The 23412-nt window shown below is 54.8% G+C and carries 20 protein-coding genes; 8 read left to right on the forward strand and 12 right to left on the reverse strand.

The genetic code is table 11. The features are described 5' to 3' along the window. From LGT44_RS08470 to LGT44_RS08485, 4 genes are all read left to right on the forward strand, one after another. Positions 1-1676, forward strand: a 1676-nt coding sequence (locus LGT44_RS08470; RefSeq protein ID WP_230333563.1) for a cobaltochelatase subunit CobN, incomplete at its 5' end; no start/stop codon positions are given. Between the two features lie 65 nt (positions 1677-1741). Next, a complete protein-coding gene (locus LGT44_RS08475; RefSeq protein ID WP_225691467.1) occupies positions 1742-2212 on the forward strand; it encodes a MotA/TolQ/ExbB proton channel family protein in 471 nt (156 codons plus the stop codon). Continuing rightward, positions 2209-2523, forward strand: coding sequence for a DUF2149 domain-containing protein (locus tag LGT44_RS08480; RefSeq protein ID WP_145466855.1), 315 nt, complete (start codon positions 2209-2211; stop codon positions 2521-2523). The genes LGT44_RS08475 and LGT44_RS08480 overlap by 4 nt, the downstream gene beginning before the upstream one ends. Positions 2524-2581: 58 nt before the next feature. Continuing rightward, complete coding sequence (locus tag LGT44_RS08485) at positions 2582-3100, forward strand: cytochrome b (protein WP_230331093.1); 519 nt, start codon at positions 2582-2584, stop codon at positions 3098-3100. 55 nt (positions 3101-3155) lie between these two features. Here LGT44_RS08485 and LGT44_RS08490 read toward each other — a convergent pair whose 3' ends face one another. Together LGT44_RS08490 and LGT44_RS08495 are read right to left on the reverse strand one after the other, a co-directional pair. Further along, complete coding sequence (locus LGT44_RS08490; protein WP_230331094.1) at positions 3156-4814, reverse strand: alkaline phosphatase; 1659 nt, start codon at positions 4812-4814, stop codon at positions 3156-3158. Continuing rightward, positions 4799-5596, reverse strand: coding sequence for a class II glutamine amidotransferase (locus tag LGT44_RS08495; RefSeq protein ID WP_230331095.1), 798 nt, complete (start codon positions 5594-5596; stop codon positions 4799-4801). Before LGT44_RS08495 ends, LGT44_RS08490 begins: the two co-directional genes overlap by 16 nt. 170 nt (positions 5597-5766) lie before the next feature. Between LGT44_RS08495 and LGT44_RS08500 the strand changes: the two genes are divergently transcribed. Continuing rightward, complete coding sequence (locus LGT44_RS08500) at positions 5767-6606, forward strand: hypothetical protein (RefSeq protein WP_230331096.1); 840 nt, start codon at positions 5767-5769, stop codon at positions 6604-6606. Positions 6607-6721: 115 nt separating this feature from the next. Here the strand turns inward: LGT44_RS08500 and LGT44_RS08505 are convergent, their stop codons facing one another. From LGT44_RS08505 to LGT44_RS08530, 6 genes are all read right to left on the reverse strand, one after another. Next, a complete protein-coding gene (locus tag LGT44_RS08505; protein WP_145466845.1) occupies positions 6722-7651 on the reverse strand; it encodes a branched-chain amino acid transaminase in 930 nt (309 codons plus the stop codon). Positions 7652-7707: 56 nt separating this feature from the next. Continuing rightward, complete coding sequence (gene glnE / locus LGT44_RS08510; protein WP_230331097.1) at positions 7708-10623, reverse strand: bifunctional [glutamate--ammonia ligase]-adenylyl-L-tyrosine phosphorylase/[glutamate--ammonia-ligase] adenylyltransferase; 2916 nt, start codon at positions 10621-10623, stop codon at positions 7708-7710. A gap of 183 nt (positions 10624-10806) precedes the next feature. Then, positions 10807-11622 carry an ABC transporter permease subunit gene (locus LGT44_RS08515; RefSeq protein WP_230331098.1) on the reverse strand — a complete coding sequence of 272 codons (816 nt, stop codon included), beginning with the start codon at positions 11620-11622 and terminating at the stop codon, positions 10807-10809. 12 nt (positions 11623-11634) lie between these two features. Continuing rightward, positions 11635-12561 carry an ABC transporter permease subunit gene (locus LGT44_RS08520; protein WP_230331099.1) on the reverse strand — a complete coding sequence of 309 codons (927 nt, stop codon included), beginning with the start codon at positions 12559-12561 and terminating at the stop codon, positions 11635-11637. After that, the gene (locus LGT44_RS08525; RefSeq protein ID WP_145466837.1) at positions 12558-13694 is read right to left on the reverse strand and encodes an ABC transporter ATP-binding protein; all 1137 of its coding nucleotides are present in this window, start codon (positions 13692-13694) and stop codon (positions 12558-12560) included. Before LGT44_RS08525 ends, LGT44_RS08520 begins: the two co-directional genes overlap by 4 nt. 108 nt (positions 13695-13802) lie before the next feature. Further along, positions 13803-14897, reverse strand: a complete 1095-nt coding sequence (locus LGT44_RS08530) for a polyamine ABC transporter substrate-binding protein (protein WP_222428515.1) — start codon at positions 14895-14897, stop codon at positions 13803-13805. A gap of 633 nt (positions 14898-15530) precedes the next feature. Between LGT44_RS08530 and mrcB the strand changes: the two genes are divergently transcribed. The 3 genes from mrcB to LGT44_RS08545 all read left to right on the forward strand — a co-directional run bounded on the left by mrcB (position 15531) and on the right by LGT44_RS08545 (position 19094). Beyond that, on the forward strand, positions 15531-17879 hold the full coding sequence (gene mrcB, locus LGT44_RS08535) for a penicillin-binding protein 1B (protein ID WP_230331100.1): 2349 nt from the start codon (positions 15531-15533) through the stop codon (positions 17877-17879). Next, positions 17858-18340, forward strand: coding sequence for a tetratricopeptide repeat protein (locus LGT44_RS08540; RefSeq protein ID WP_230331101.1), 483 nt, complete (start codon positions 17858-17860; stop codon positions 18338-18340). The genes mrcB and LGT44_RS08540 overlap by 22 nt, the downstream gene beginning before the upstream one ends. Positions 18341-18425: 85 nt before the next feature. Then, positions 18426-19094: an imm11 family protein gene (locus LGT44_RS08545; protein WP_230331102.1), complete on the forward strand. Its 669-nt coding sequence runs from the start codon at positions 18426-18428 to the stop codon at positions 19092-19094. A 117-nt stretch (positions 19095-19211) separates the two neighbouring features. Here the strand turns inward: LGT44_RS08545 and LGT44_RS08550 are convergent, their stop codons facing one another. Genes LGT44_RS08550 through LGT44_RS08565 form a run of 4 tightly spaced genes read right to left on the reverse strand, consistent with a single transcriptional unit; the run spans position 19212 to position 23275 of the window. Next, the gene (locus LGT44_RS08550) at positions 19212-19793 is read right to left on the reverse strand and encodes a hypothetical protein (protein WP_230331103.1); all 582 of its coding nucleotides are present in this window, start codon (positions 19791-19793) and stop codon (positions 19212-19214) included. Continuing rightward, the gene (hemL, locus tag LGT44_RS08555) at positions 19790-21085 is read right to left on the reverse strand and encodes a glutamate-1-semialdehyde 2,1-aminomutase (protein WP_230331104.1); all 1296 of its coding nucleotides are present in this window, start codon (positions 21083-21085) and stop codon (positions 19790-19792) included. The genes LGT44_RS08550 and hemL overlap by 4 nt, the downstream gene beginning before the upstream one ends. Before the next feature lie 22 nt (positions 21086-21107). Further along, positions 21108-21533: a protoporphyrinogen oxidase HemJ gene (gene hemJ / locus LGT44_RS08560; protein WP_145466825.1), complete on the reverse strand. Its 426-nt coding sequence runs from the start codon at positions 21531-21533 to the stop codon at positions 21108-21110. Next, complete coding sequence (locus LGT44_RS08565) at positions 21533-23275, reverse strand: chloride channel protein (RefSeq protein ID WP_230331105.1); 1743 nt, start codon at positions 23273-23275, stop codon at positions 21533-21535. Before LGT44_RS08565 ends, hemJ begins: the two co-directional genes overlap by 1 nt. Between the last annotated feature and the right edge of the window lie 137 nt (positions 23276-23412).

Below are 23412 nucleotides of genomic sequence, written 5' to 3' on the forward strand. Positions count from 1 at the left end.
AGGCATTACCTACCGGGCGTAATTTTTACGCGCTGGATGCCAGCCTGTTGCCGAGTCCGACCGGCGCTGCGGTCGGCCGCGAGCTGGCGCAGAAGGCGCGTGCTAAGACGCTGGCCGCCGGTGAAAAAGACGCTGTGATTCTGTGGGCCTCGGATGCGGTACGGGATGAAGGCGCGATGATTGCCTTTGGTCTGGATCTGCTCGGGGTCGAGCCGGTCTGGAATGGCCGCGGCATTATCAAAGGGCTGAAGCGCCTGCCGTTAAGTGCTGCACGGCCGCAGCGTCGTGATGTGCTGTTCACCAGTTCCGGTTTGTTCCGCGATTTATACGGCAGCCAGCTGGCGCTGCTGGACGAAGCCGTGCTGCTGGCGCTGGCGGCCAGCCGCACCACCATTGAACGTGACTACCCGGCGCTGAGCTATGCCCTGCAGCAGACGTTGGCACCGGTCTCGGCGCAGCTGGCAACAGAGAATGCGGGCCCGGATACCGTGCTCACGGATGAACCGCTGGAGCAGAATCTGGTTGCGCGTAACTGGGTTGATGAACTGCGGCGCCAATTGCAGGCCCAGCCGTCGGCCGATGTGGCAGAGCTGGCACAGACGGCCAGTCTGCGCGTGTTTGCGGCAGCGCCGGGTTCTTATGGGGCCGGGATTAACCGTCTGGCTGAACGCTCATCTGCCTGGCAGGAACGCTCTGAACTGGCAGACGTTTTTATCCGCCGTATGGGACACGCCTACGGTCTGAAGGAGCGCTCGCTGAGTTCCGGCAGCGGCCGCCAGCAGGCTTATCAGCAACAACTGCAGGCGGTGGCCAACACCTACCTTGGCCGTGCCAGCAATCTCTACGGTCTGATGGATAACAATGACGCCTTTGATTATCTCGGTGGTCTGAACCTGGCGGTGGAAAGTCTGACCGGTAAAGCCCCGGCCAGTTTTGTGATTGATCACAGCAATAACGATCAGCTGCAGATTACGTCACTGCAACAGGCGTTACTGGGTGAGCTGCGCGGGCGTTTTCTTAACCGCCAGTGGATCAGTCCGTTAATGGCTGAAGGCTATGCCGGTGCGCGGACGATGGGCAGCGAGTTTATTGAGTACCTGTGGGGCTGGCAGGTAACCAGCCCCCAGCTCATTGATGACTGGGTGTGGGAAGACGTAAAAGCGGTTTATATCGACGACAGCCTGCAATTGGGGATGCAGGAGTTCTGGCAGGACGGCCACAACGTACAGGTACAGAGCAATATCCTCGCGGTGATGCTGGTGGCCGCCGATAAAGGTTTTTGGGATGCCGACCCGGCGACCCGGCAACAACTGGCGCAGATGCTGGCCGGTAATATTGTGCGCCATGGTTTGCCCGGCAGTGGTCATACCCATGCCAATCATCCGTTGTATGAGCAGGTAAAGCGTCTGATTGCGCCGGCGCTGGCTGCCGAACTGGAGCAGGTGCTGGCCGCCAGCCGCCTGCCTGATGATTCTGCCGCCGACACCAAAGCACCGCATCATATTCAGGAAATTATTCTGCCTGACGACAAACCGCAGGAGCCGGCAATGGCCACTGACGGGCAAAGCTCCGGCAGTGCGGAGAAACCCGCGGCAGAAGCATGGCAATACGGCTGGCTATTACTGCTGGCGCTGTTGTTGCCGGTCGCGGGTATGTTCCGCGCTCGCCGGTTGTAAATAATCCGGGCCTGCTTTAACCGTGAACAGACACCGTTCAGCAACATTATTTTCAGGAAAAAACGATGGCTTTTAATATCAGCGAACTGGGTCTGACCCTGCTGCATCAACTGACCGGGCTGCTGCTGCAGCCGGTTATCTGGGCATTATTATTTTTCGTTTTACTGGCGTTATACGAGGCAGGCATTGCCTGCAGTGAGCGTCTTGGTGTGATCCGTCGTCTGGTGGCCAGAGGCGACCGCGATTATTTACTCAGCGTGGGAAAACGCCGGATCGAGCGTGCCGATTTTATTACCCGCATTGCACCGATGCTGGGCTTAATGGGGACATTAATTCCGCTTGGTCCCGGGCTGGCGGCATTGGGGGATGGCGAAATCCGCATTCTGACAACCGCCATGACCGTTGCCTTTGATACCACGGTGATTGGTCTGCTGGCGGGGATTGCTGGCTTTGTCCTCGGACGCCTACGCCGGCGCTGGTACGATGCCGGTTTACTGGAGCTTGAACGGCAACAAACACAGGCGCATGCATTATGAGCGATCAGTGGCGCCGCAGTGCTTTTGACAGTGAAGAAAGTGAGCCCCTTGGCCCGCTGGCAAACCTTGTCGATATTATGCTGGTATTCGCCTGTGGCTTAATTGCGGCGCTGGTGGCGCTGAGCCCGGAATTACGCCAGCACTTTCAGTTGCCGGCGGCACAGCCGGTACAGGCCGGAAAAGAATTAACGCAGATGCCGGTACAGTTACAGCAACAGCTGCAGCAAAAAAGTGAAGGGCGCGAAGGGTATGAATCTCTGGGACAGGTTTATCGCGATCCGGAAAGCGGCCGCTTAATTCTGGTGAAGTAGCAATCTGTAAGTGGCGGCGTTTCATCCGCCAGACATATTTCCCGGTTATAACGTACCGATGAATATATCCACTGACTATCGTTACAGCGGTTTGCGCCGCAGCCTGCACTGGTTGTCAGCACTGGTAATTATCTGGGCTCTGATCAGCGGTACCTGTCTGGCATTTTTTCCTTTAACCGCAGATGTTCAGCAGTGGCTTGGCCGCTTTAATGTAGCGCTGACTCTGCTGTTTATTCCGTTCTTTTTATTGCGCTCGGTTCTGGCTGTGCTGCAGCCGAAACCGGTGACAACAGCGCTGACTGTGCGGCAGCAGCGTCTGGCAGCCACGGGTCACGGGCTGATTTATGTTGTTGTGCTGGCTGTATTATTCAGCGGGGTGTTTATGCTGGAGCGTCCGGCTCCGGTGTTTGGTTTGACGGAATTAATGCCACCGCTCCGGGCCGGGGCTGCCACCGCCTTCTTTGCAGCCTTGCACCATTATTCCTGCGCGTTGCTGGCTCTGTTGGTGCTTGGTCATATTGCTGCGGTTATTGTGCATCAGCGCCGGGGAATCCGGCTGATGCAGAAGATGCTTTAGTGCCGGTTATCTGGTGCCGGCCAATTTTTCAGTCGCCCAGTTTAGTCGGCCCGGTTCAGTCGGTTTTAATCAGCGCTTTCAGCTGATGCCCCAATTTTGCATGCTGGGTAAAACCCTGAAAATTCTGCAGTATCGGCTCTGGTCCGCTGATAACCACCGGCACCGGCGCCGCGGTATGAGTGCCGGTACTCCACACCACGCTCTGTGCGGAGGCCAGCTCACGAGCCAGTGCATTCAGATAGCGCTCTTCGCGGTATACGTAAAAATCACTGAAGTCTTCGATATGCGGCTGAGTTGCGCCTGCCGGGTCATCGGTCTGCGGATCAAAATGCGGATTGGGATCGCGGCGCAAGACCCGTTCGGCCTGTGTACGCGAAAACGGAAAATCCAGGGCCGCATTCACTTCAGCCATTAATGAATCCGCTGTGGGTAACCCCTTTTTACCATTAGAACTGGCATCGGCCCAGAGGCGGTAATAGCCTTTTTTCTGTGCGTATAAACGATCGAGCAGACTCAGTGGCGCAAAATTATAGTTGGGGGCAAAAGCCTGACCGCGCATACCATTACCGGGTAGCGTTCTGGCCGCCGGAACATCGTGCGCGCTGTAGGAAAAACCAAAGCCGCCGGTCTCATGGTCGGCGGTTAATACCACCAGAGTATCATCGCGGCCTGCTGCCCAGTTCACTACTTCCTGAATCGCAGCGTCAAAACGCAACAGTTCATGCAGCAGAGCGCCGGCATCGTTGTTATGCCCGGCCCAGTCGATCTGGCCACCTTCCACCATCAGAAAAAAGCCGTGTTCAGAAGCGCCCAGTAACTGCAGCGCTTTGCGCGTTAATTCGTTTAAATCCGGTTGTATTGAATCCGGATTCTGGCTGGCATAAATTGCATCATCCATGGCCGAGCTGGCAAATAAACCAAGCACAGGTAAATGCTGCTGTTGTGCTAATTGCTCGCGACTGAAGGCCAGTGCATAGCCCTGCTGTTGCGCTTCGCTGAGCAGGTTGCGCTGGTCTGTGCGTTTTGATTTTAAGGTTAATTGCGCTGCACTGATTTTTTTTTGCTGCTCTGTGCTGATGTTTGCAGCGTCCTGCGGCAGAAAATAACGCAGTCCGCCGGACAGCATTAAATCCGGGGCGGTGGTTAACAGGTCAGCGGCTATCTCATTTTCAAAGCGGCGGTGTGGTTGGTGTGCGGCAAAAGCAGCCGGGGTGGCGTGGGTAATACGGGTGTCGGAAACCAGACCGGTACGCATGCCGGCACGTTTGGCTTTTTGCAGTATGGTTTCAACGCTGTCGCCACGGGCATTTAAGCCAATCATTTCGCTGCCACTGGCTTCGCCAATAGCGAGCTGTGTGGCGGAGCAGGCTGAGTCGGTGACCAACACGTCATGCGGCCCGGTATCGGACAGCAGCACTTTCCCCTGTTGCATTAACTGGCTGACCGCTGTTGGCCGGCCCTGATAAATACTGTTGGGTGCGCGGCGGGCATAACTTTCCAGCAGACCGAACTGCGCCGGGCCCATGCCATCACCGATTAACAAAATAATATTGCGAACGCCCGCAGGTTTATCTTCCCCGTTTGATACAGCTGCACTGCAGCTCAGAACAGAAAACAGAGCAAGCAGCAGGGCAAAAAACAAGGCAGACAGCGAAGCTGAAAACAATACAGAAAGCGGAGCTGAAAAACGCAGGCGCATCAGTTGCTTTTCCATGCAGGAAGCGAGGTTAAACCTTCAGCAACCACTTCGCCCAGTTGCCATAATTTCCACTCACCGCGTTGGTAAATATGCCAGTCTTGCTCGGCGGTTAATGGCTCGGTGGCGATAATGCTGACCACATCGTTGGGTGTGGTTTCGGCGGCAAAGTCGACGGTAACATCGGCATCTTTTAATTGTGCCGGGCCAAAGGGTGCACGACGGGTGATGCAGGCCAGCTTGGTGCTGCAGTAGGTAAACAACCAGTCGCCATTGCTGAGCAGACAATTAAACACACCCTGCTGAGCGTATTCATGGGCAAAGCTGACGAGGCACCCGGCCAGCTGCTGTGGCATGGCATCGCGCGGTAATGTCTGACGCACACGGTTCATTAAATCGCAGAAAATATTTTCACTGTCGGTATCGCCTACCGGTTCATACATACCGACATGACGGACAAAATCCGGCACCTGTCCATTATGGGCAAACACCCAGTGGCGTCCCCATAACTCACGCACAAAAGGATGGGTATTGGCGAGGCAGATATCGCCGACATTGGCCTGGCGGATATGGCAGATCGCATTTTTGCTTTTGATCGGATAGTTCTGCAGCAAGCCGGCGATGGGTGATTCGCAGCTGGGTTGTGGGTCATGAAACTGGCGTACGCCCTTACCTTCATAAAAGGCCACGCCCCAGCCATCTTTATGCGGTCCGGTATTACCACCGCGCTGGGTCAGGCCGGTAAAACTGAAGCATAAATCGGTCGGGGTGTTGGCACTCATGCCAAGGAGTTCGCACATATAATCAGGCCTTTTTTGGTCAGAAAAAAAATTCTGATAACAGTAATCATTATGAGGTAGGGAATCCAATATAGGTATATCGATATTTGTCGCAGATTAACAGCTGCACTGGCTATTTAATAACGGTAGAATGTGGCCTCTTGGATATATACATATTAAGGACATTTCTTATGAAAGTTAAAGTAAGTGGAGCTTTATTCGCAGCGGCGTTGTTGACGGCCTGTGGTGGTGATGATAGCAGCAGTAATAATGGCTTGAATATCAGCATTAACGAAAGTGCTCTGCTGAGCGCCCCTAGCCAGCCATCACTGACCTCTGCAACGGTTAATGATGCAGACAGTATCATTTTACACAGCCGTAATACAGGCTCTATCGGTGATAGCGCAACTCTGGATTTCAATTACCTGGCTCAGGCAGACGTTGATAATGTTCTCGTGCGTCTGACCTCCGGAGCGGAAGATCTGGACCTTTCTGTACGCGCGAGCGATTACTCGGTGAATGAAGAAGCTGACACTTTTTCTTCCGAAGAATATATTATTTTTGATGCAGCAAATAACGTGAATTATAGTGTCAGCGTTGAAAGTATTGAAAGTTCAGGTAATTTTGAACTGATACTGACAACTCTTAACCGTGAAACGCTGAAGCTGGCCGGTGGTGAAAACCTGGTTAAACATTCAATAACCGGTAATGAAAACTGCGGTGATGGCCCTTACTCTATAGATTATGACGATTATTCTGTTATCAACTGGAAAAAGGGCTATATCCGTACATTGAATTCCGATTATAAAGAATCTTTTTCTGCTGCAGAAGGAAATACTTTTACTATTAAAAGCTCAGACAAGGAAACGGAAGACGGCTACAGTTATACCTCACAGGAAAGCTATACACTGACAGTCAATCCTGAAACTGCTGTGATCAGCGGAACAGGTTCAGGTAGCTCTACCGAGGTTGATGGTGAGACGATAACCTGTACCTGGAATCTGACCTTTAATGGACAGGTTCTTTTGTAAGCGCTGATAGTGATCAGATGACTCTGACAGGACGACAATGTTGTAACGACGTTTGTCAGATATAAAAAACCCCGGCAGGCCGGGGTTTTTTATTACTAACGCTTAAAGCACCGGCTTATTTAACCGGAGTAACCCACTCAGCGTTAAACGGATCTTTAGCGGTTACGGTATCGAAATACATGGTTTGCAGCATTTCGGTTACCGGGCCACGGCGGCCTTCACCAATGATACGGCCATCCAGTGAGCGGATTGGCAGTACTTCAGCGGCAGTACCGGTAAAGAAGGCTTCATCAGCGATATAAACTTCGTCGCGGGTGATGCGTTTTTCACGCACTTCGATACCACGGGCGCGCGCCATTTCCATAATGGTGCGGCGGGTAATACCGTCCAGGCAGGAAGTCAGTTCCGGAGTGTACATCACGCCGTTGGTCACCATAAAGAAGTTCTCGCCGGAACCTTCGGCTACGTAGCCTTCGTTATCCAGCAGCAGGGCTTCTTCACAGCCACTGTCCAGTGCTTCGCGCAGGGCGAGCATGGAGTTCATGTAGTTACCGTTGGCTTTGGCCTTACACATGGTGATGTTCACATGGTGGCGGGTAAAGCTTGAAGTACGGATTTTAATACCCTGGGTTTTGGCTTCTTCACCCATGTAGGCTGGCCATTCCCAGGCAGCAACCATCACGTGTACTTTCAGGTTTTCGGCGCGCAGGCCCATACCTTCAGAACCGTAGAATGCCATCGGGCGGATATAGGCGCTTTTCAGGTTGTTCTCACGCACAGCAGCACGCTGGGCTTCGTTAATCTCGGCTTTGCTGAAAGGCAGTTTCATGTTCAGGATGTGGGCCGAGTTGAACAGGCGGTCGGTGTGTTCCTGCAGGCGGAAAATCGCCGCGCCCTGTGCTGTTTCGTAAGCCCGCACCCCTTCAAAAACGCCCATGCCGTAGTGCAGGGTGTGAGTCAGTACGTGGACTTTCGCTTCGCGCCAGTCAACCAACTCTCCGTCTAGCCAGATCAGACCATCGCGGTCGGACATGGAAGGTAGCATAAGGACCTCACTCTAAATTCAGTAAAAAATATGTGTTCCGGGGATGATACGCGTAATCACGAGGCCGTATCAGTCTCCAACCAGAGTTTCCACAGTCGGGTCACATCGTTGCGCCGCGCATTGAAGCCAAGTTTGGACAGGGTGTCTGAATCCAGTAACAGCTTTTGTTTCTGCAATGCACGCCGGTGAGTTTCGGCTCGGTAGGACAGGTAGGTTTCCTGCAGGGTCTGACAATCTTGTGGATCCATCAGACCGGCTGTGTCGAACGCGTCCAGCAACCGCATGTTGTCGGTAACGTCTAACAGCTCTGGGTATTGGTGTGACCAGGCCAGAACCCCGTATTGAACCAGAAACTCGATGTCAACAATACCCCCGGCGTCCTGCTTCAGGTGAAATTGTTGGCCGCTTGTATCTTTGGAGCCGAGATTATCCACCATTTTCTGACGCATGGCTCGCACTTCTTCGCGCAGGCTACCAAGGTCGCGTGGCTGGCTGAGGGTGGCGTTGCGGATGGCCTGAAATTCATCCGCTGCCTGCTGGCTGCCACACAATACGCGGGCGCGTACCAGCGCCTGATGCTCCCAGGTCCAGGCGTGCTTCTGCTGATATTCCTCAAAGGCTTTCATCGAGGCGACGATCATGCCGGAGTTGCCGGACGGACGCAGACGCATATCGACTTCGTACAGATCGCCGGAGCGGGTCTGGGTGGTCAGAATATGAATCATGCGCTGACCCATGCGGGTATAGAACACGCCGTTATCCTGGCTGCGCTCGCCGTCGGTATAGCGGCCGCTGGCGCTGTTGTGCAGTAACACCAGATCAAGGTCGGAGCTGTAGCTCAGCTCCAGTCCGCCGACTTTGCCATAGCCTATAACGGCAAATTCCGGCTGGCTTACCGCTTCGCCGGCGGTATTGGTCGGGTAACCGTATTTGGCCACCATCTGACTCCACGACAGCTCCATCACTGTCTGCAGCGTCACTTCCGCCAGCCAGGTCAGGTAGTCGCTGATTTTCATCAGCGGCAGGGCATCCATTACTTCGCAGGCGGCGGCGCGCAGTTTGTGTGCGCGCACAAACTGACGCAGTTGTTCCATTTGCTGTTCCAGATCTTCCGGATCAACGCGCAGCAGGCGCAGGTGTAATTCTTCCGCCAGTTCTTTGCGCTCCGGCAAACGGTAGAGATTGGCCGGGCTTAATAATTCGTCCAGCAGCAGCGGCGTCTGGGTGATGTATTCCGCCACCCAGCTGGAAGCACCGCAGAGCTTAACCAGCTGGGTTAAGGCCTGCGGATTTTCTTTCAGCAATACCAGATAGGCGGTACGGCGTACCACGGCTTCGAGCAGCGGCACGATGCGCTCCAGCGTGGTGACCGGCTCAGGCTGTTGCCACAGTTGCTGCAGCAGCAGCGGCATTAAGGCATCGAGACGTTCGCGGCCAATCTGTTGCATTTTCAGCACGGTACGGGAATCGCGGAAATTGCTCAGCTGCTGTTGCACTTCCGTTGAGTTAGCGCAGGGATGCTGCTCAAGAAAGGCAGCGGCCTGTTGCTCGTCCAGCTCGCCGAGCCAGAGATCGCTCCACACCTGCTGCAGCTCGTCGGTTTCTTCGTTGTCGTCATCGCTGGCGACGATCTGGGCGAAATGATGGCGCACTTTGCTGCGGTGCTGCTCCAGCTCGTTCAGGTAGCTGTCCCAGTCGCTGAAGCCCAGCGCTAAAGCCACCCGGGCGCGCAGGCTGTCGTCTTCCGGCAGCAGCTGGGTCTGTTCGTCGTTTAATGCCTGCAGCGCGTGTTCGCTGTCACGCAGAAATAAATACGCCTGCTTCAGCTCGTCGCAGGCAGCGGCGGGCAGATAGCCTTCGGCCTGCAGAATGCCCAGCACTTTTACCAGCTCGCGGGTCTGTAAGCTCTTATCCTGACCGCCGCGGATCAGCTGGAAGGCCTGTACGATAAATTCCACTTCGCGGATGCCACCGGCGCCGAGTTTCACGTTCATTTCCAGACCACGGCGGCGCACTTCGGCGTTGATCATCGCCTTCATCGAACGCAGTGAGGCAAAGGCGCTGTAGTCGACGTACACGCGGTAGGTAAAGGGGCGCAGAATGCTCAGCAGCTCTTTCGCTTCTGCACTTTGCTCGCCGTTCATAATGCGCGCCTTAACCATGGCGTAGCGTTCCCAGTCGCGGCCCTGATCCTGGTAATACTCTTCTACCGAGGCAAAGTTCATCACCAGCGGACCGCTCTGGCCGTAAGGACGCAGACGCATATCGGTGCGGAAGACAAAGCCATCGGCGGTGTGTTTATCCAGTGCCTGAATCAGCTTCTGCCCGAGTTTTACAAAAAATTCCTGATTGGTAATCACCTTCGGCCCGCTGGTTTCGCCGCTTTCCGGGTAGGTAAAAATCAGGTCGATATCGGAGCTTAAATTCAGCTCATAAGCGCCAAGTTTGCCCATGCCCAGCACCAGCATCTGCTGCTCATTGCCGCTTGCTTTGCCGATGGGGTGGCCATGACGTTCAAACAATGAACGGCTTAAAAATTCCAGCGAACGCACCACACACTCATCGGCCAGATCGGACAGTGCGCGGGTGGTTTCCAGTGTTGGTGCCAGACGCAGCAGGTCGCGCCAGATAATCTGCACCATCGCCCGGCGGCGTAATACGCGCACCGCCTTGTGCCAGTCTTCGTCGCTTTCTGCGCCGGCGCTGAGTTCATCCAGCCACTGGCTGATGGTGGCACGTGGCAGCGGCTGCGACAGCCGGTCTTCTGCTAAAGCGGCGGTAAACCAGTGCGGCTCGCGCGGCAGGGCGTCGGCCACGTAGTCGCTGATGCTCAGCACCTTCTGCGCCCGTGCCTGTTGTTCGGTACTCAGGCTTTGCCACAGCGCGGGCCAGTCGAAACCGGTGCGTTCACCGTGATCGGTCAGGCCGGTGGTAACCTGTTGCCAGTGGTCGTGCAGTGCGGCGGACAGCATAAAAGGGCGGGCTCCGTTATTGATAAAAAACAGGAAGCCAATACTCTAGCGGGTTTTCGGGGATAAAAAACAGAGGCAGGGCAATTAATAAAGGATAAGGTGATGAGGTGTGGGAGCGGCATTGCTGCCGCGATAGGTATCGTGACTGAAAGTCACTCCTGCAAAGTCACTCCCACAGAGTTATCAGCTCTTACGCTGCGCCTTCAGCTCTTTGCGGTACATGGTGACACCGGCAATTAATACTGCAGTGGACACCACAGCGATAATAATGGTCGCCAGCGCGTTAATCTGCGGGCTGACGCCCAGACGCACGCTGGAATACACCACCATTGGCAGGGTCGTTGAACCCGGACCGGAGACAAAGCTGGCGATCACCAGATCATCCATCGACAGGGTAAAGGCCAGCAGCCAGCCGGCGGCCAGCGCCGGAGCGATCATCGGCAGGGTAATGGCAAAAAAGACTTTTACCGGCCGTGCGCCCAAATCGAGAGCCGCTTCTTCAATGGAAGTATCCATATGCGCGAGACGGCTCTGCACAATCACCGTGACATAGGCCATGGAGAAGGTAACGTGCGCCAGCAGAATGGTGGTCTGACCACGGCCAGCGGGCCAGCCGATTAAATCTTCCATCGCCACAAACAACAGCAGCAGCGATAAACCGATAATAATCTCCGGCATCACCAGCGGTGCCGTTACCATGACGCCAAGGCTTTTATGGCCACGGATACCGCGCAGACGCACCAGCGTCAGCGCCGCCAGCGTGCCCAGCACTACAGCAATCGATGCGTTTAGCGCCGCAATTTTAATACTCAGCCAGGCGGCATCGAGTAATGGCCCGTTGTTGATTAATTCACCGTACCATTTGGTGCTGAAACCACCCCACACGGTGACCAGCCGGCTTTCGTTAAACGAATAAATAATCAGGCTGAAAATCGGCAGATACAGGAAGGCGTAGCCGAGAAACAGCAGGGCAAACAGCAGTGGATAGCGTTTTAACATATGACCTTTCCCCTACTTCAGTTCTTCGGCGGCTTTCTGTTCGTAATGACGCATCAGTACGAACGGAATAATCAGCACCACCAGTAATACCGACGCCAGCGCTGAGGCTAACGGCCAGTCTTTGTTACTGAAGAACTCGGTCCACATCAGCTTACCTATCATCAGCGTGTCGGGGCCACCGAGCAGGTCAGGAATCACGAATTCGCCCATCACCGGAATAAACACCAGCATCGAGCCGGCCAGAATGCCGGGCACCGACTGTGGCAGGGTAATGGTTAAAAACTGTTTCCATGGTCGCGCACCGAGATCCGCCGCTGCTTCCAGCAGCGTGTTATCCAGCCGCACTAAGGTGGCGTATAACGGCAACACTAAAAACGGTAAATAGCTGTACACCACGCCGATATAAACCGCGGTGGGCGTATGCAGAATTTCCAGTGGCTGATCGATCAGGCCGATACTCATTAAAAAATGATTGAGCAGACCGTTATTTTTTAAAATACCAATCCAGGCGTAGACGCGGATCAGGAACGAGGTCCAGAACGGCAGAATCACCAGCATCAGCAGTGGCATGCGCCAGTGCGTCGGTGCCAGGGCAATGGCATAGGCCATCGGATAACCGATCAGCAGACAGAAAAAGGTCGAGATCGCGGCAATTTCAAACGAACCCCACAATGCATCGCGGTAGAGCTCGTCTTCCCACAGCATGGCGTAGTTGCCGAAATTCAGCTTAATGGTGATCAGGCCGTCTTCAATTTCGCGGATCCAGTCCTGATAGGGCGGTTGTGCCAGTTGTGGTTCGGCCAGGCTGATTTTCAGTACAAACAGAAAAGGCAGTACAAAAAACAGCGCCAGCCAGAACCAGGGCGCGCCAACAATCAGACCCTTACCCGGCAGCAGCGCACGGATACGGTTGTTTAATTGCAGCAGCCAGCCGTTCATTGAGTCAGCACCCCACAGCTGTAAGCATTCCAGTTGAGCGCGACTTCCTGTCCCCAGGTCAGTGGTTGCTCGGCCAGAGCCAGTACGTTTGACTGGGTAAACTGCACACGCTTACCGCTTGGCAGTTCAACGTGATAAATGGACACGTCACCGAGGTAAGCAATTTCCTGAATAATGCCGTGAATGCTGTTCGGGTCGTCGCCGTGATGATCACGTACGGCGATTTTTTCCGGACGGATAGCCACGGTCACTTCCATGCCCGGATTCAGCGGCTGACTGTGATGCACCAGCAGATCGCTGCCGGCTTCTTCCGAATGAATCAGCACCATGTCATTTTCATGGGACACCACATGGCCGTTAAACAGGTTAACCGAGCCGATAAAGCTGGCGGCATAACGGGTGGCCGGAAATTCGTACATACGTCGCGGCGCGTCGACCTGCTCAATGCGGCCATCGTGCATCAGGGCGATACGCGATGACATGGTCATGGCTTCTTCCTGATCGTGGGTCACGATAATAAAGGTAATGCCCAGACGTTCCTGAATATTCACCAGCTCGAACTGAGTGTGTTCGCGCAGTTTTTTATCCAGTGCGCCCAGCGGTTCGTCGAGCAGCAGAATTTTCGGCTGCTTGGCCAGTGCCCGTGCCAGCGCCACACGCTGACGCTGACCACCGGATAACTGATGCGGTTTACGCGTTGCCAGTTTTTCGATCTGTACCAGCGCCATTACCTCGGCGACGCGTTCGCGGATCAGGGCCGACGGCATACGTTCCTGCTTCAGACCAAAGGCAATGTTCTGCGCCACATTCATATGCGGGAACAGCGCATAACTCTGGAACATCATATTGATCGGACGCAGGTAAGGCGGCACATCGGTCACGTCCTGACCGTCGATATAAATGCGGCCGGAGGTCGGGGTTTCAAAACCACCGAGCATACGCAGCAGGGTGGTTTTGCCACAGCCTGAGGCACCCAGCAGCGAGAAGAATTCGCCACGGTGAATATTCAGACTGATTTCATCGACGGCGTAGGTAGAACCAAAGGTCTTGGTTACCTTGTCGATGCGGACAATAGGCTCTTCTTCAGGCGCAGCCCAGGGCTGCTCAGAGGATGCTGGACGAATCTGTGTCATCTCGTTCCGGACGCTCCAGTGAAACGGTTAATAGGTTTGCCGATAAATGAAAAAACCCCGCAACCAACGTTGCGAGGTTCTGGTCGGCGTAATCCGGTGAACAGCGAATTATTTACCGGTTTTCGCCCGCGTCCACATACGGGACATATTACGTGCTTCTTTATCGGTCGGCGTTTTCAGCACTACCAGTTTTTCCTGGGTAGCAGCCGGCGGATAAATGCCAGGGTTGTTACGCACTTCGGCATCAACCAGCGGAGTGGCTTTGGCGTTGGCGTTGGCATAAGCCACATAGTTGGAAATAGGTGCAATCACTTCCGGCTGCAGCAGGTAGTTGATGAACTTATGTGCTGCGGCCGGGTTTGGTGCGTCGGCCGGAATTACGGCAACGTCGGTCCATACCACAGCGCCTTCGCTTGGTACGATGTATTCAACGTTTACGCCGTTGGCTGCTTCGGCAGCGCGGGCCTGAGCCTGCAGCATATCGCCGGAGTAACCGTGAGCCACACAGATATCGCCGTTGGCCATATCGTTAATGGTCTGTGAGCTGTGGAAGTAACGGATGTTGGCGCGTACTCCGGCGATTACATCGGCCGCTTCCTGAATGGCTTTCTTGCTGAAGTCGTCGGTTGGTTTGCCCAGATAAGCGCGGGCTGCAACGAATACTTCCGTCGGGTCGTCCATCAGGGCAACACCACAGGCTGACAGCTTCTTGCTGATTTCCGGGTCGAATACCAGCTTCCAGCTGTCCAGTGGCATATCGTCGCCCAGGATCGCTTTTACTTTGTCGACGTTATAAGCAATACCGGTAGTACCCCACATATAAGGCACCAGATACTGGTTGCCCGGGTCGATATCGCTCAGGGATTTCAGGATAACTTTATCCAGATTGTCGTAGTTGCTCAGCTTGCTCTTGTCATAAGGCTGATACAGCTTGGCGCGGATCAGACGGTCAGCAAACGGGCGCGCGGTCGGGAAGGCCAGATCATAGCCGCTGCGGCCAGCCAGCAGTTTGGCTTCCAGAACTTCGTTGGAGTCGTATACGTCATAGGTCACCTTGATACCGGACGCCTTTTCAAAATTGGCGATGGTGTCTTCGGCGATATAATCAGACCAGTTATAAATATGCAGTTCTTCCTGAGCAGATGCAGTAACAGCAGTTGCCATCAGTGCGGCTGCCATGGAACCAATACCCAATAAACGCATTTTCATTAAGCCAGTTCTCCAGCTCCGTTCCCCGTGAGGGAAGCCAATAAAACAGATAAACCTTCAGCGGTTTATCCGGTCTCATAAGAAATTCAGGAGTATCTTAATGCCACCTGCAGACCGAAGCCCGAGGTAAGAGTACGCCATTTCTTAGTGCCAGTTTGCATAGACAGATCGCCATATTCGTCGCCCTGCTGCTGCGCGCCATAATGGCAATATTCCGCAAAAAATACAGATAATAGATTGGATTGTCACGATTAATATCTCTTGTTCAAATGACGGCCGCTTTATGCCTGCCAACGGCGGCGAAAACCCGCGCCGCAGCTGCAACCGCAGGCCTTACAGCAGCGTACGGCAGAGCGCCATAAATGCAGGCTCTGTGTCCGCGATTCGGCACTTAACTGTCCTCATTGTTATTTATGATGATGTCAGGGAACAGGCATATACCACGCGTAGCTGTCGTGCGGTCGTCATCTTTGCTGTTCAGAATGACAGGTTCGCAGACCGCTGGTTTCTGTCATCCGGCGCTCTGATATCCACCTGTTTGTAGTTATGGCTGTAGAGCGGGTTGCTGTTAGGCGGGTAAACAGTGGCCTGTTATGATGCCGCCAACGATAAAAAGTGAAGGTTCTGATGGTTTCCCGTAACGGTAAAAAGACGTCCCGTTCCCCCTCTGCCAAGCGTTCAGCTTCCCGCCGTCCGGCGGCCCGGAATCAAGCCAAAGCCTGGCCACGCTGGCTGGTGTGGCTATTACGACTGATGCTGGTGGGGCTGGTGCTGACACTGGCCGGGCTGGTGTATCTGGATGCTCAGGTGCGGGCCAAGTTCGATGGCAATAAATGGACGCTGCCGGCCAAGGTGTTTGCCCGGCCGCTGGCATTGTATCCGGGGCTGCTGCTCAGCCCGGAGCAATTAAAAGCCGAACTGGAATGGGCCGATTACCGTGAACAGGCCGGGGCGGTGCGTCCGGGCAGTTATTACCGCGATGGCGATGACTGGGTGGTTTATCGCCGTGCTTTTCCGTTCTGGGACGGTCAGGAACCGGCGCGCAAGTTGCGGCTGGAATTCGCTCGGGGACGGGTCAGCAACATTGTTGAAGACGGCGACGACCAGGCGCTGGTGCGGCTGGAACCCCAATATATCGGCGGTATTTTCCCGGCTCATAACGAAGACCGTGAACTGGTTAAACTGGAGCAGATTCCGCCGGCTTTAGTCGCCGCGCTGATCGTTACCGAAGACAAAGCCTTCTTCGATCATTGGGGCGTATCGCTGCGTGGTATTGCCCGCGCCATGCTGGCCAACGTCAAGGCCGGTGGTTTTGTGCAGGGGGGCTCTACCCTGACCCAGCAGCTGGTGAAGAATTTCTTTTTAACCAGCGAGCGCACACTGGCACGTAAGGTTCAGGAAGCCTTAATGGCACTGCTGCTGGAGCTGCATTACAGCAAAGAGCAGATTCTGCAGGCCTATTTAAATGAAGTGTATTTAGGGCAGGCCGGACGCCGGGCGATTCATGGCTTTGGTCTGGCCTCGCGTTTTTATTTCGGTAAACAGGTGCAGGAACTGAGTACCGCCGAAATCGCCACGCTGGTCGGGCTGGTCAAAGGCGCGTCTTATTATAATCCGCGCCGCAATCCGGAACGCTCGAAACAGCGCCGCGACCTGATACTGGGATTAATGGCCGAGAACGGCATTATTTCCGATGCCCAGCGCATTCTGGCGCAGGGTCAGCCACTGGTGACCGCCGATTCGCGCCGCGCCGGTCAGCGTGAATATCCGGCCTTCCTCGAACTGGCCAAAGCCCAGCTACAGCGTGATTACCGGCTGGAAGATCTGCAAAGCGAAGGTCTGCATATCTTCACCACCCTCGACCCCTGGGCACAGCATGCGGTAGAGCAGGCGGCCGAACGTCAGCTGGCACAGCTGGAAAGCCGCTCGGCCAAGCTCAAAGGCCAGCTCGAAACCGCAGCCGTAATTACCAGCGTCGATGGCGGCGAAGTGCGGGCGTTGCTGGGATCGCGTCAGGCCGAATTCTTTGGTTTTAACCGCGCCCTTGCCGCCAAGCGTGCCATCGGCTCGCTGGCCAAACCGGTGGTGTATTTAACTGCGCTGCAGAGTGGCCGTTACCACTGGGGCACGCCGCTGGAAGATAAACCAGTGTCGGTATCCGGCCCCGGCGGCCAGTTATGGCAGCCGCAGAATTACGATCACCGTTCCCACGGCGTGGTGCCGATGGTCGATGGTCTGGCGCTGTCGCTGAATCAGGCCACCGCCCGTCTGGGCATGAAAGTGGGGCTGAGCAATGTTGCCGCCACCTTCCATAAACTGGGCCTGCAGGCCGAAGTGCCGCCGTATCCGTCGATGCTGTTGGGGGCTATTTCGCTGTCGCCCTATGAGGTGGCAGGCATGTATCAGACCATCGCCTCGCAGGGCTTTGTGATGCCGTTGCGTTCCATTGAAGCGGTCACCACCGCACAGGGACAAACCCTGTCTTCCTATGCGCTGCGTGGCGAGCAGGCCTTCGACCCGGCGCTGATGCAGTGGCTGCGCTATGGCATGGAGCAGGTAGCTGAACGCGGTACCGCACGGCGTTTAACCCAGGTACTTAACGGCCCGCTGGCGGCGAAAACCGGTACCAGTGATGACCAGCGCGATGCCTGGTTTGCCGGTTTCGATAACCGCTATCTCGGCATTATCTGGGTTGGTCGTGACGATAACCAGCCGATGCCTTTCGCCGGCTCCAGCGCCGCTCTGCCTATCTGGCTCGATACCTTCCGCACCGTTGGCAGCGAACCATTGTTGCCAGCCTCGGCGTTACGTTCTGCGGCAGTCAATGAACGTGGCGAGCTGGTGGGCGGCGGTTGCCGTGGTACGCTTTATCCTTTTATCAGCAGCCGTTTACCGGCTTCGCTGCCTGACTGTCAGCCGCTTCAGCCTGAACCGGCGCCTGAGGAGAAAAAATCGTGGTTCGACTGGTTGTTCTGAGTGCTGTATCTCTTCTTATCTTACTGGGTGGGCTGAGCGGCTGTACGCCGCTGCCGCCAAAACCGGAACAGCAACAGGCAACGGCCGACGACCTGCCCCAGTGGCAGGACGGTATGCTGGCCTCACTCAGTCAGGGCGAACATCACCCGGCGGTTGCCAGTTTGTTTGCCAAAGCCGAACAGGCACGCCAGCAACAGCTGTGGCGCAAAGCCATGACCTACCTTGATCAGGCGCGCCAGATTCAGCCGCGTAACCCGGCGGTGTTTTATCGTCAGGCCTGGGTCAGCCTGCAGATGGGCGATGCTGTGCGTGCCGAACAGTTACTGCAGCGCGCGCTGGTATTTGCCGGTGGCGACAGGGAATTAACCCGGCGTTTGCGCTTATTAATGGCCGAAGCGCTGGATGCGCAGGGGCGTGGGGAAGAAGCCCGCCGTCTGCGTCAGCAGGCGGCTTTGGGGTAAGGCAGAAAGGCTGGTAAAAGCTCATATGCTGGGAAAAAGATAAATATTTTTATTTTCGGTTTATTGGCTGGTAAGGGAGCAGGTGATGAACAGGATTGCTATTTTTGATGATGTATTGAAGTCGGGTGCTTGGGGGGCTGAGCTGGTACACAATCAGCCAAGTACTAATTACTATAAAGATTATTACTATGGTTCGGATCTTGAGAAAGAAATTAAGATTATTGATTCAACGGATTTTGGTGCTATAGAGTATCAGGCGGGATTGTTGCCTGAGTTTTATATGGATGTGCAGATACAAACAAAAAAGAAGCGTGCAAAAATATACGACGTTAACGAGGTTAATGGCTTTCTTGTATTATCGCAAAAGGCACTGAGCGTATTAACATCTGTAGACTCTATGTCTCATCAGGTATTGCCGTTAAGTATTAAGAATTGGGAGATGAAGGAGCCTGATGAAAAATATTTTATTGTCAATATTATTCGGTATATTGAAGTAGAAAAAGATTTTTCTCCTTTCGACTTCCCTGGCGCTAAGAGTGAAGATTTGAAGGCTTATATTCACGGCTTAATTAATTCGGATCAGGTCAGAAACTACCTTTCGAATAAGTGTATTTGGCGGAAGCGACATGCTCATACAATTTTTTTCTTAACTGAAAATCTTGTACAGTTACTTTTAGCAGCTGGTTGTACAGGATTGGATGAAAAAACATTGAAAAAAGACAGCCGGCATGGGGCACCGATTCGTTATGTCTGATGTCCTCTTGTTTCTCTGAAGGGTGGAAAAATAGACGTATTACAACGGAAAAATCTCCGGCTTTTAATTGCCGGAGAGTTGTAAGTGAACCAGGTCAGCTTTACGTTCCGACTCGGATTATTTGATCCGCTCCGCCCATATAGGCATCACACTGATGCTGATCATACTTAACCAGAATAACAGCGGCTCCGGCTGATTCTGACTGGCTGATATCCAGGCCAGTGCGCCGCAGGCCATAATCAGTTGCGCGGCCAGCCAGATACGGATTTTTGCCAGTTTCCACAGCGCCAGCAGCAGGGCTATTACGGCTGCCGCAGCGATGGTAATCAGCAACGCATCGAGCTGGTTATTACGGCGGCAGAGTTCAAACACCACACATAATGCCAGCAGTACCCGTCCCCAGATCATTCGTGACCACTGATACCCCAGCGCCTGAGCGCCGAGCACAATAATCAATAACGGCAGGGCAGCGTACAGGCTCAGCTGTTGCAGTAATAATGTGGCCGTGGGCGGCAGCTGAAACAGTTCGGCGGCTGCCGCACCGAGCAGCAACAGGCCCGCAGCAAAACGCGCGGCCGATTCGCCGCGCCATTCTGCTTTTGTTCCGTCATTTGGCTGTTGCTGGTTCGGACGCTGTTGCAGGCACAGCCAGGCGCTGACCAGCAACAGCATTAATGCGGCAAATAACGGATCCATCACAGCGTTGCCATTACCCGATCGGCGGCGGCGATGGTTTCCAGAATATCCTGCTCGCTGTGGGCGATGGACATAAAACCGGCTTCAAAAGAACTTGGTGCCAGGTAAACGCCTTCTTTCAGCATGCCGTGGAAGAACTGATTAAAGCGCGCACCATCGCAGTGGTCGGCCACGTCGCGGAAGGTGTTTACTTCTTTCAGCTCGGTAAAGAAGAAACCAAACATAGAACCGGCGCTGTTGTGGGTAAACGGAATACCGTGCGCATCGGCGGCTGCCTGCAGGCCGTTCAGCAATAATTGCACGCGGGCGTTCAGCTGGTCGTAGAAACCTGGCTTCTGAATGGCTTTCAGCATGGCTAAACCTGCCGCCATCGCCAGCGGATTGCCCGACAGTGTACCGGCCTGATAGACAGGGCCCAGCGGCGCCAGATATTCCATAATTTCGCGCTTACCACCAAAGGCACCCACCGGCAGACCACCGCCAATGACTTTGCCCAGACAGGTCATGTCCGGCACGATGCCGTAATATTCCTGAGCGCCGCCCAGTGCGGCGCGGAAGCCACTCATGACTTCATCAAAAATCAGCACCACGCCGTGCACGGTGCACAGTTCACGCAGACCCTGCAGGAAGGATTTGCTTGGCGGAATGCAGTTCATATTGCCGGCTACCGGCTCGATGATCACACAGGCAATTTCGTCACCCATTTGCGCGAAGCATTCTTTGACGCTGTCGAGATTGTTGTAGTCGAGGGTGATGGTGTTGGCGGCCACGGCGGCCGGCACGCCCGGCGAGGTTGGCACACCCAAGGTCAGCATGCCGGAGCCGGCTTTTACCAGCAGTGAATCGGCGTGGCCGTGGTAGCAACCTTCAAATTTCACCAGCTTATCGCGGCCGGTAAAACCACGCGCCAGACGAATCGCACTCATGGTTGCTTCGGTGCCGGAGTTCACCATACGCACCATATCCATGGATGGAATCAGTTTGCATACTTCTTCGGCCATTTCGATTTCGATATGGGTCGGTGCGCCAAAGCTCAGGCCTTTATCCATACGGGCGCGTACGGCGTCGAGAATTTCATCGGCGCTGTGGCCCAGAATCATCGGCCCCCAGCTGCCCACGTAATCGATATAGCGGTTGCCGTCGGCGTCAAACACATAAGCGCCTTTGGCATGATCGAAGAAAATCGGGGTGCCGCCCACGCCTTTAAACGCACGCACCGGTGAATTAACTCCGCCGGGAATGTGTTTCTGTGCGGCGGCAAACAGGGCTTCGGACTGGGCGATGGAATAACTCATAGCACTCTCTTTTTACAAGAAGTTAAAACGGACGCACGACCACCAGAATAACAATGGCGATCAGCATGAAGACGGGGATTTCGTTAAACCAGCGGTAGAACACATGGCTGCGCTGGTTGTTATCGTCGCGGAATACTTTTAATAAGTGGCCGCAGTAAAAATGGTAAATCACCAGCAGGGCAACCAGCGTCAGCTTGGCGTGCATCCAGTGGCTGTCGATAAAGTAGTAGCGCGGATTAAACGTCAGCAGCCAGGCGCCCAGAGCCAGTACCACAATCATCGACGGCGTCATAATGCCGCGATACAGCTTGCGTTCCATGATTTTAAAACGCTCACGCGACACCTGATCTTCGGCGCTGGCGTGATAAACAAACAGACGTGGCAGATAAAAAATCGCGGCAAACCAGGTGACGACGGCAACAATGTGAAAGGCTTTTACCCAGAGCATCAACGGCCTCTTGGCTGGTAGTGATAGAAGTGTTCAATGTGTGTTCGCGAGACAATGCCAACACAGCGGCTGGACTGGTCATCGCGATAAACGGCCAGCCATTGTAAGTGATGCTGCTGCATCAGGTCTAAGGCATCCTGCAGATTGGCTTTAAGCGAAATACGCTCAACCTGCTGACGGTCGGCGGGGATGGCAATCAGATCAATATCGTCATCGTTGCGCTCACCGCTTTCTTCTTCCTGCTCTTTACGCAGGCTCAGTGCCTCGGCCACTGCGGCTGGCGGCAGAATAACGTTTTCTTCTTCCAGTAACAGCCACTCCGGTTCGCGTTGCAGGATAAATCCGGCGGCTTCCGGTGACAGCTGGCGTGAGGCGGAGACAAACGATTGTTCCATCGCTTCGGCCACCCAGGTATTGCGCAACATCTGCTGCACCGGGTCGGGCTGCTGATAATTGTGGCCGCCGCCGAGCTGCACCTCAAAGACTGATGGCAGACGGAAGATTTCACTCACCACCAGACTGGCAATCACGATGGTCAGCATGCCGGGCATAATAATGTTCGGGTTGGCGCTTAACTCCAGCAGCGCCACCAATGCCGCCAGCGGTGCGCGTAATACCGCGCCCATTAAGGCGGCCATACCCAATAATGCATAAAAACCGACGGACACCGGATACTGCGGCAGCCACCAGGCCGATAACTGGCCGAGCAGGCCACCCAGCGCGGCACCGATAAATAAGGTCGGGCCGATCAGTCCGGCGGGAAAACCCACTGCGGCGGCCCAGGCGGCCAGCACCAGTTTGGCCAGCAGTAAGCCAAACAGGGTTCCCATTACCACCTTGCCGGCCAGGGCATCGTTGACCGTGTCGTAGCCGATACCCATTACCTGCGGCAGGTACATGCTGATCGCCACGGTGACAGCGGTCAGCCCGCCCCATTTAAGCCACAGCGGCAGAGGATTCAGGCGCTGAAAAAACCGTACCAGCAGAATAAAACCGCTGGCGACGATGCCACCAATAATGCCGAGGGCAAGAATATAAGGAATTTCCAGCAGCGAATTCATATCAACGCCGGGCACGGCAAAGGCAGTCTGCGCACCAAATACCGCTTCGCTGACAATGGCACCGGCGACCGAGGCGAGAATAATCGGAATAAAACCACGGATGTTGTATTCCAGCAGCACCACTTCCATAGCGAAGATGACGCCCGCCATTGGTGTGTTAAATGACGCCGAAATCGCACTGGCGACACCGGCCCCGGCAATAATCCGCAGGCGGTGATGCGCCAGGCCAACGCTCTGGCCAATCTGGCTGGCGGTACCGGCACCAAGATGAATGGCCGGCCCTTCGCGCCCCACACTATGGCCGCTGATAATGGCGATCACCGCGGCAAACCACTGCAGCACAATATTCGACTGCGGCAGATAGCCCTGATGCGATTCCATCCGTTGCAGCACATGGGTTACGCCAACGCCGCGGCGCTCGGGTTTAACCAGATAAAAGATAACAATCAGCAGCAGGCTGCCACCACACAACAGAGCGATACGGGCAGTTTCGCTGAGGTTCTCGAAGTCGTCGGAGTTGGCAACCGGCAGCAGAGTGACAAAGGGAAATTCAATCGCCAGGCGGAACAGGGTGATCACCAGCGCACTGGCCAGGCCCGCCAGCAGGGAGAGTAACGCCAGACCGATCTGGTTATCTGACAAAGAAATCAGGCTGAGCCACTGTTGTCTGAGGCGCTTCACGGTAAACCGGCATCCTTATCCGGTAATGGGCTTACCGGCGTGGTGTCAACGGGGGACAAGAATCAGTATTATACCTGCCTTTCTGTATTTAACCGCTCCCCGTTTTTGCGGGGCGGTCTTCTGACATACGAGGTTTG

It is taken from the genome of Thalassolituus alkanivorans, from assembly GCF_020447205.1.
Classification (GTDB): Bacteria; Pseudomonadota; Gammaproteobacteria; order Pseudomonadales; family Oceanobacteraceae; genus Venatoribacter; species Venatoribacter alkanivorans.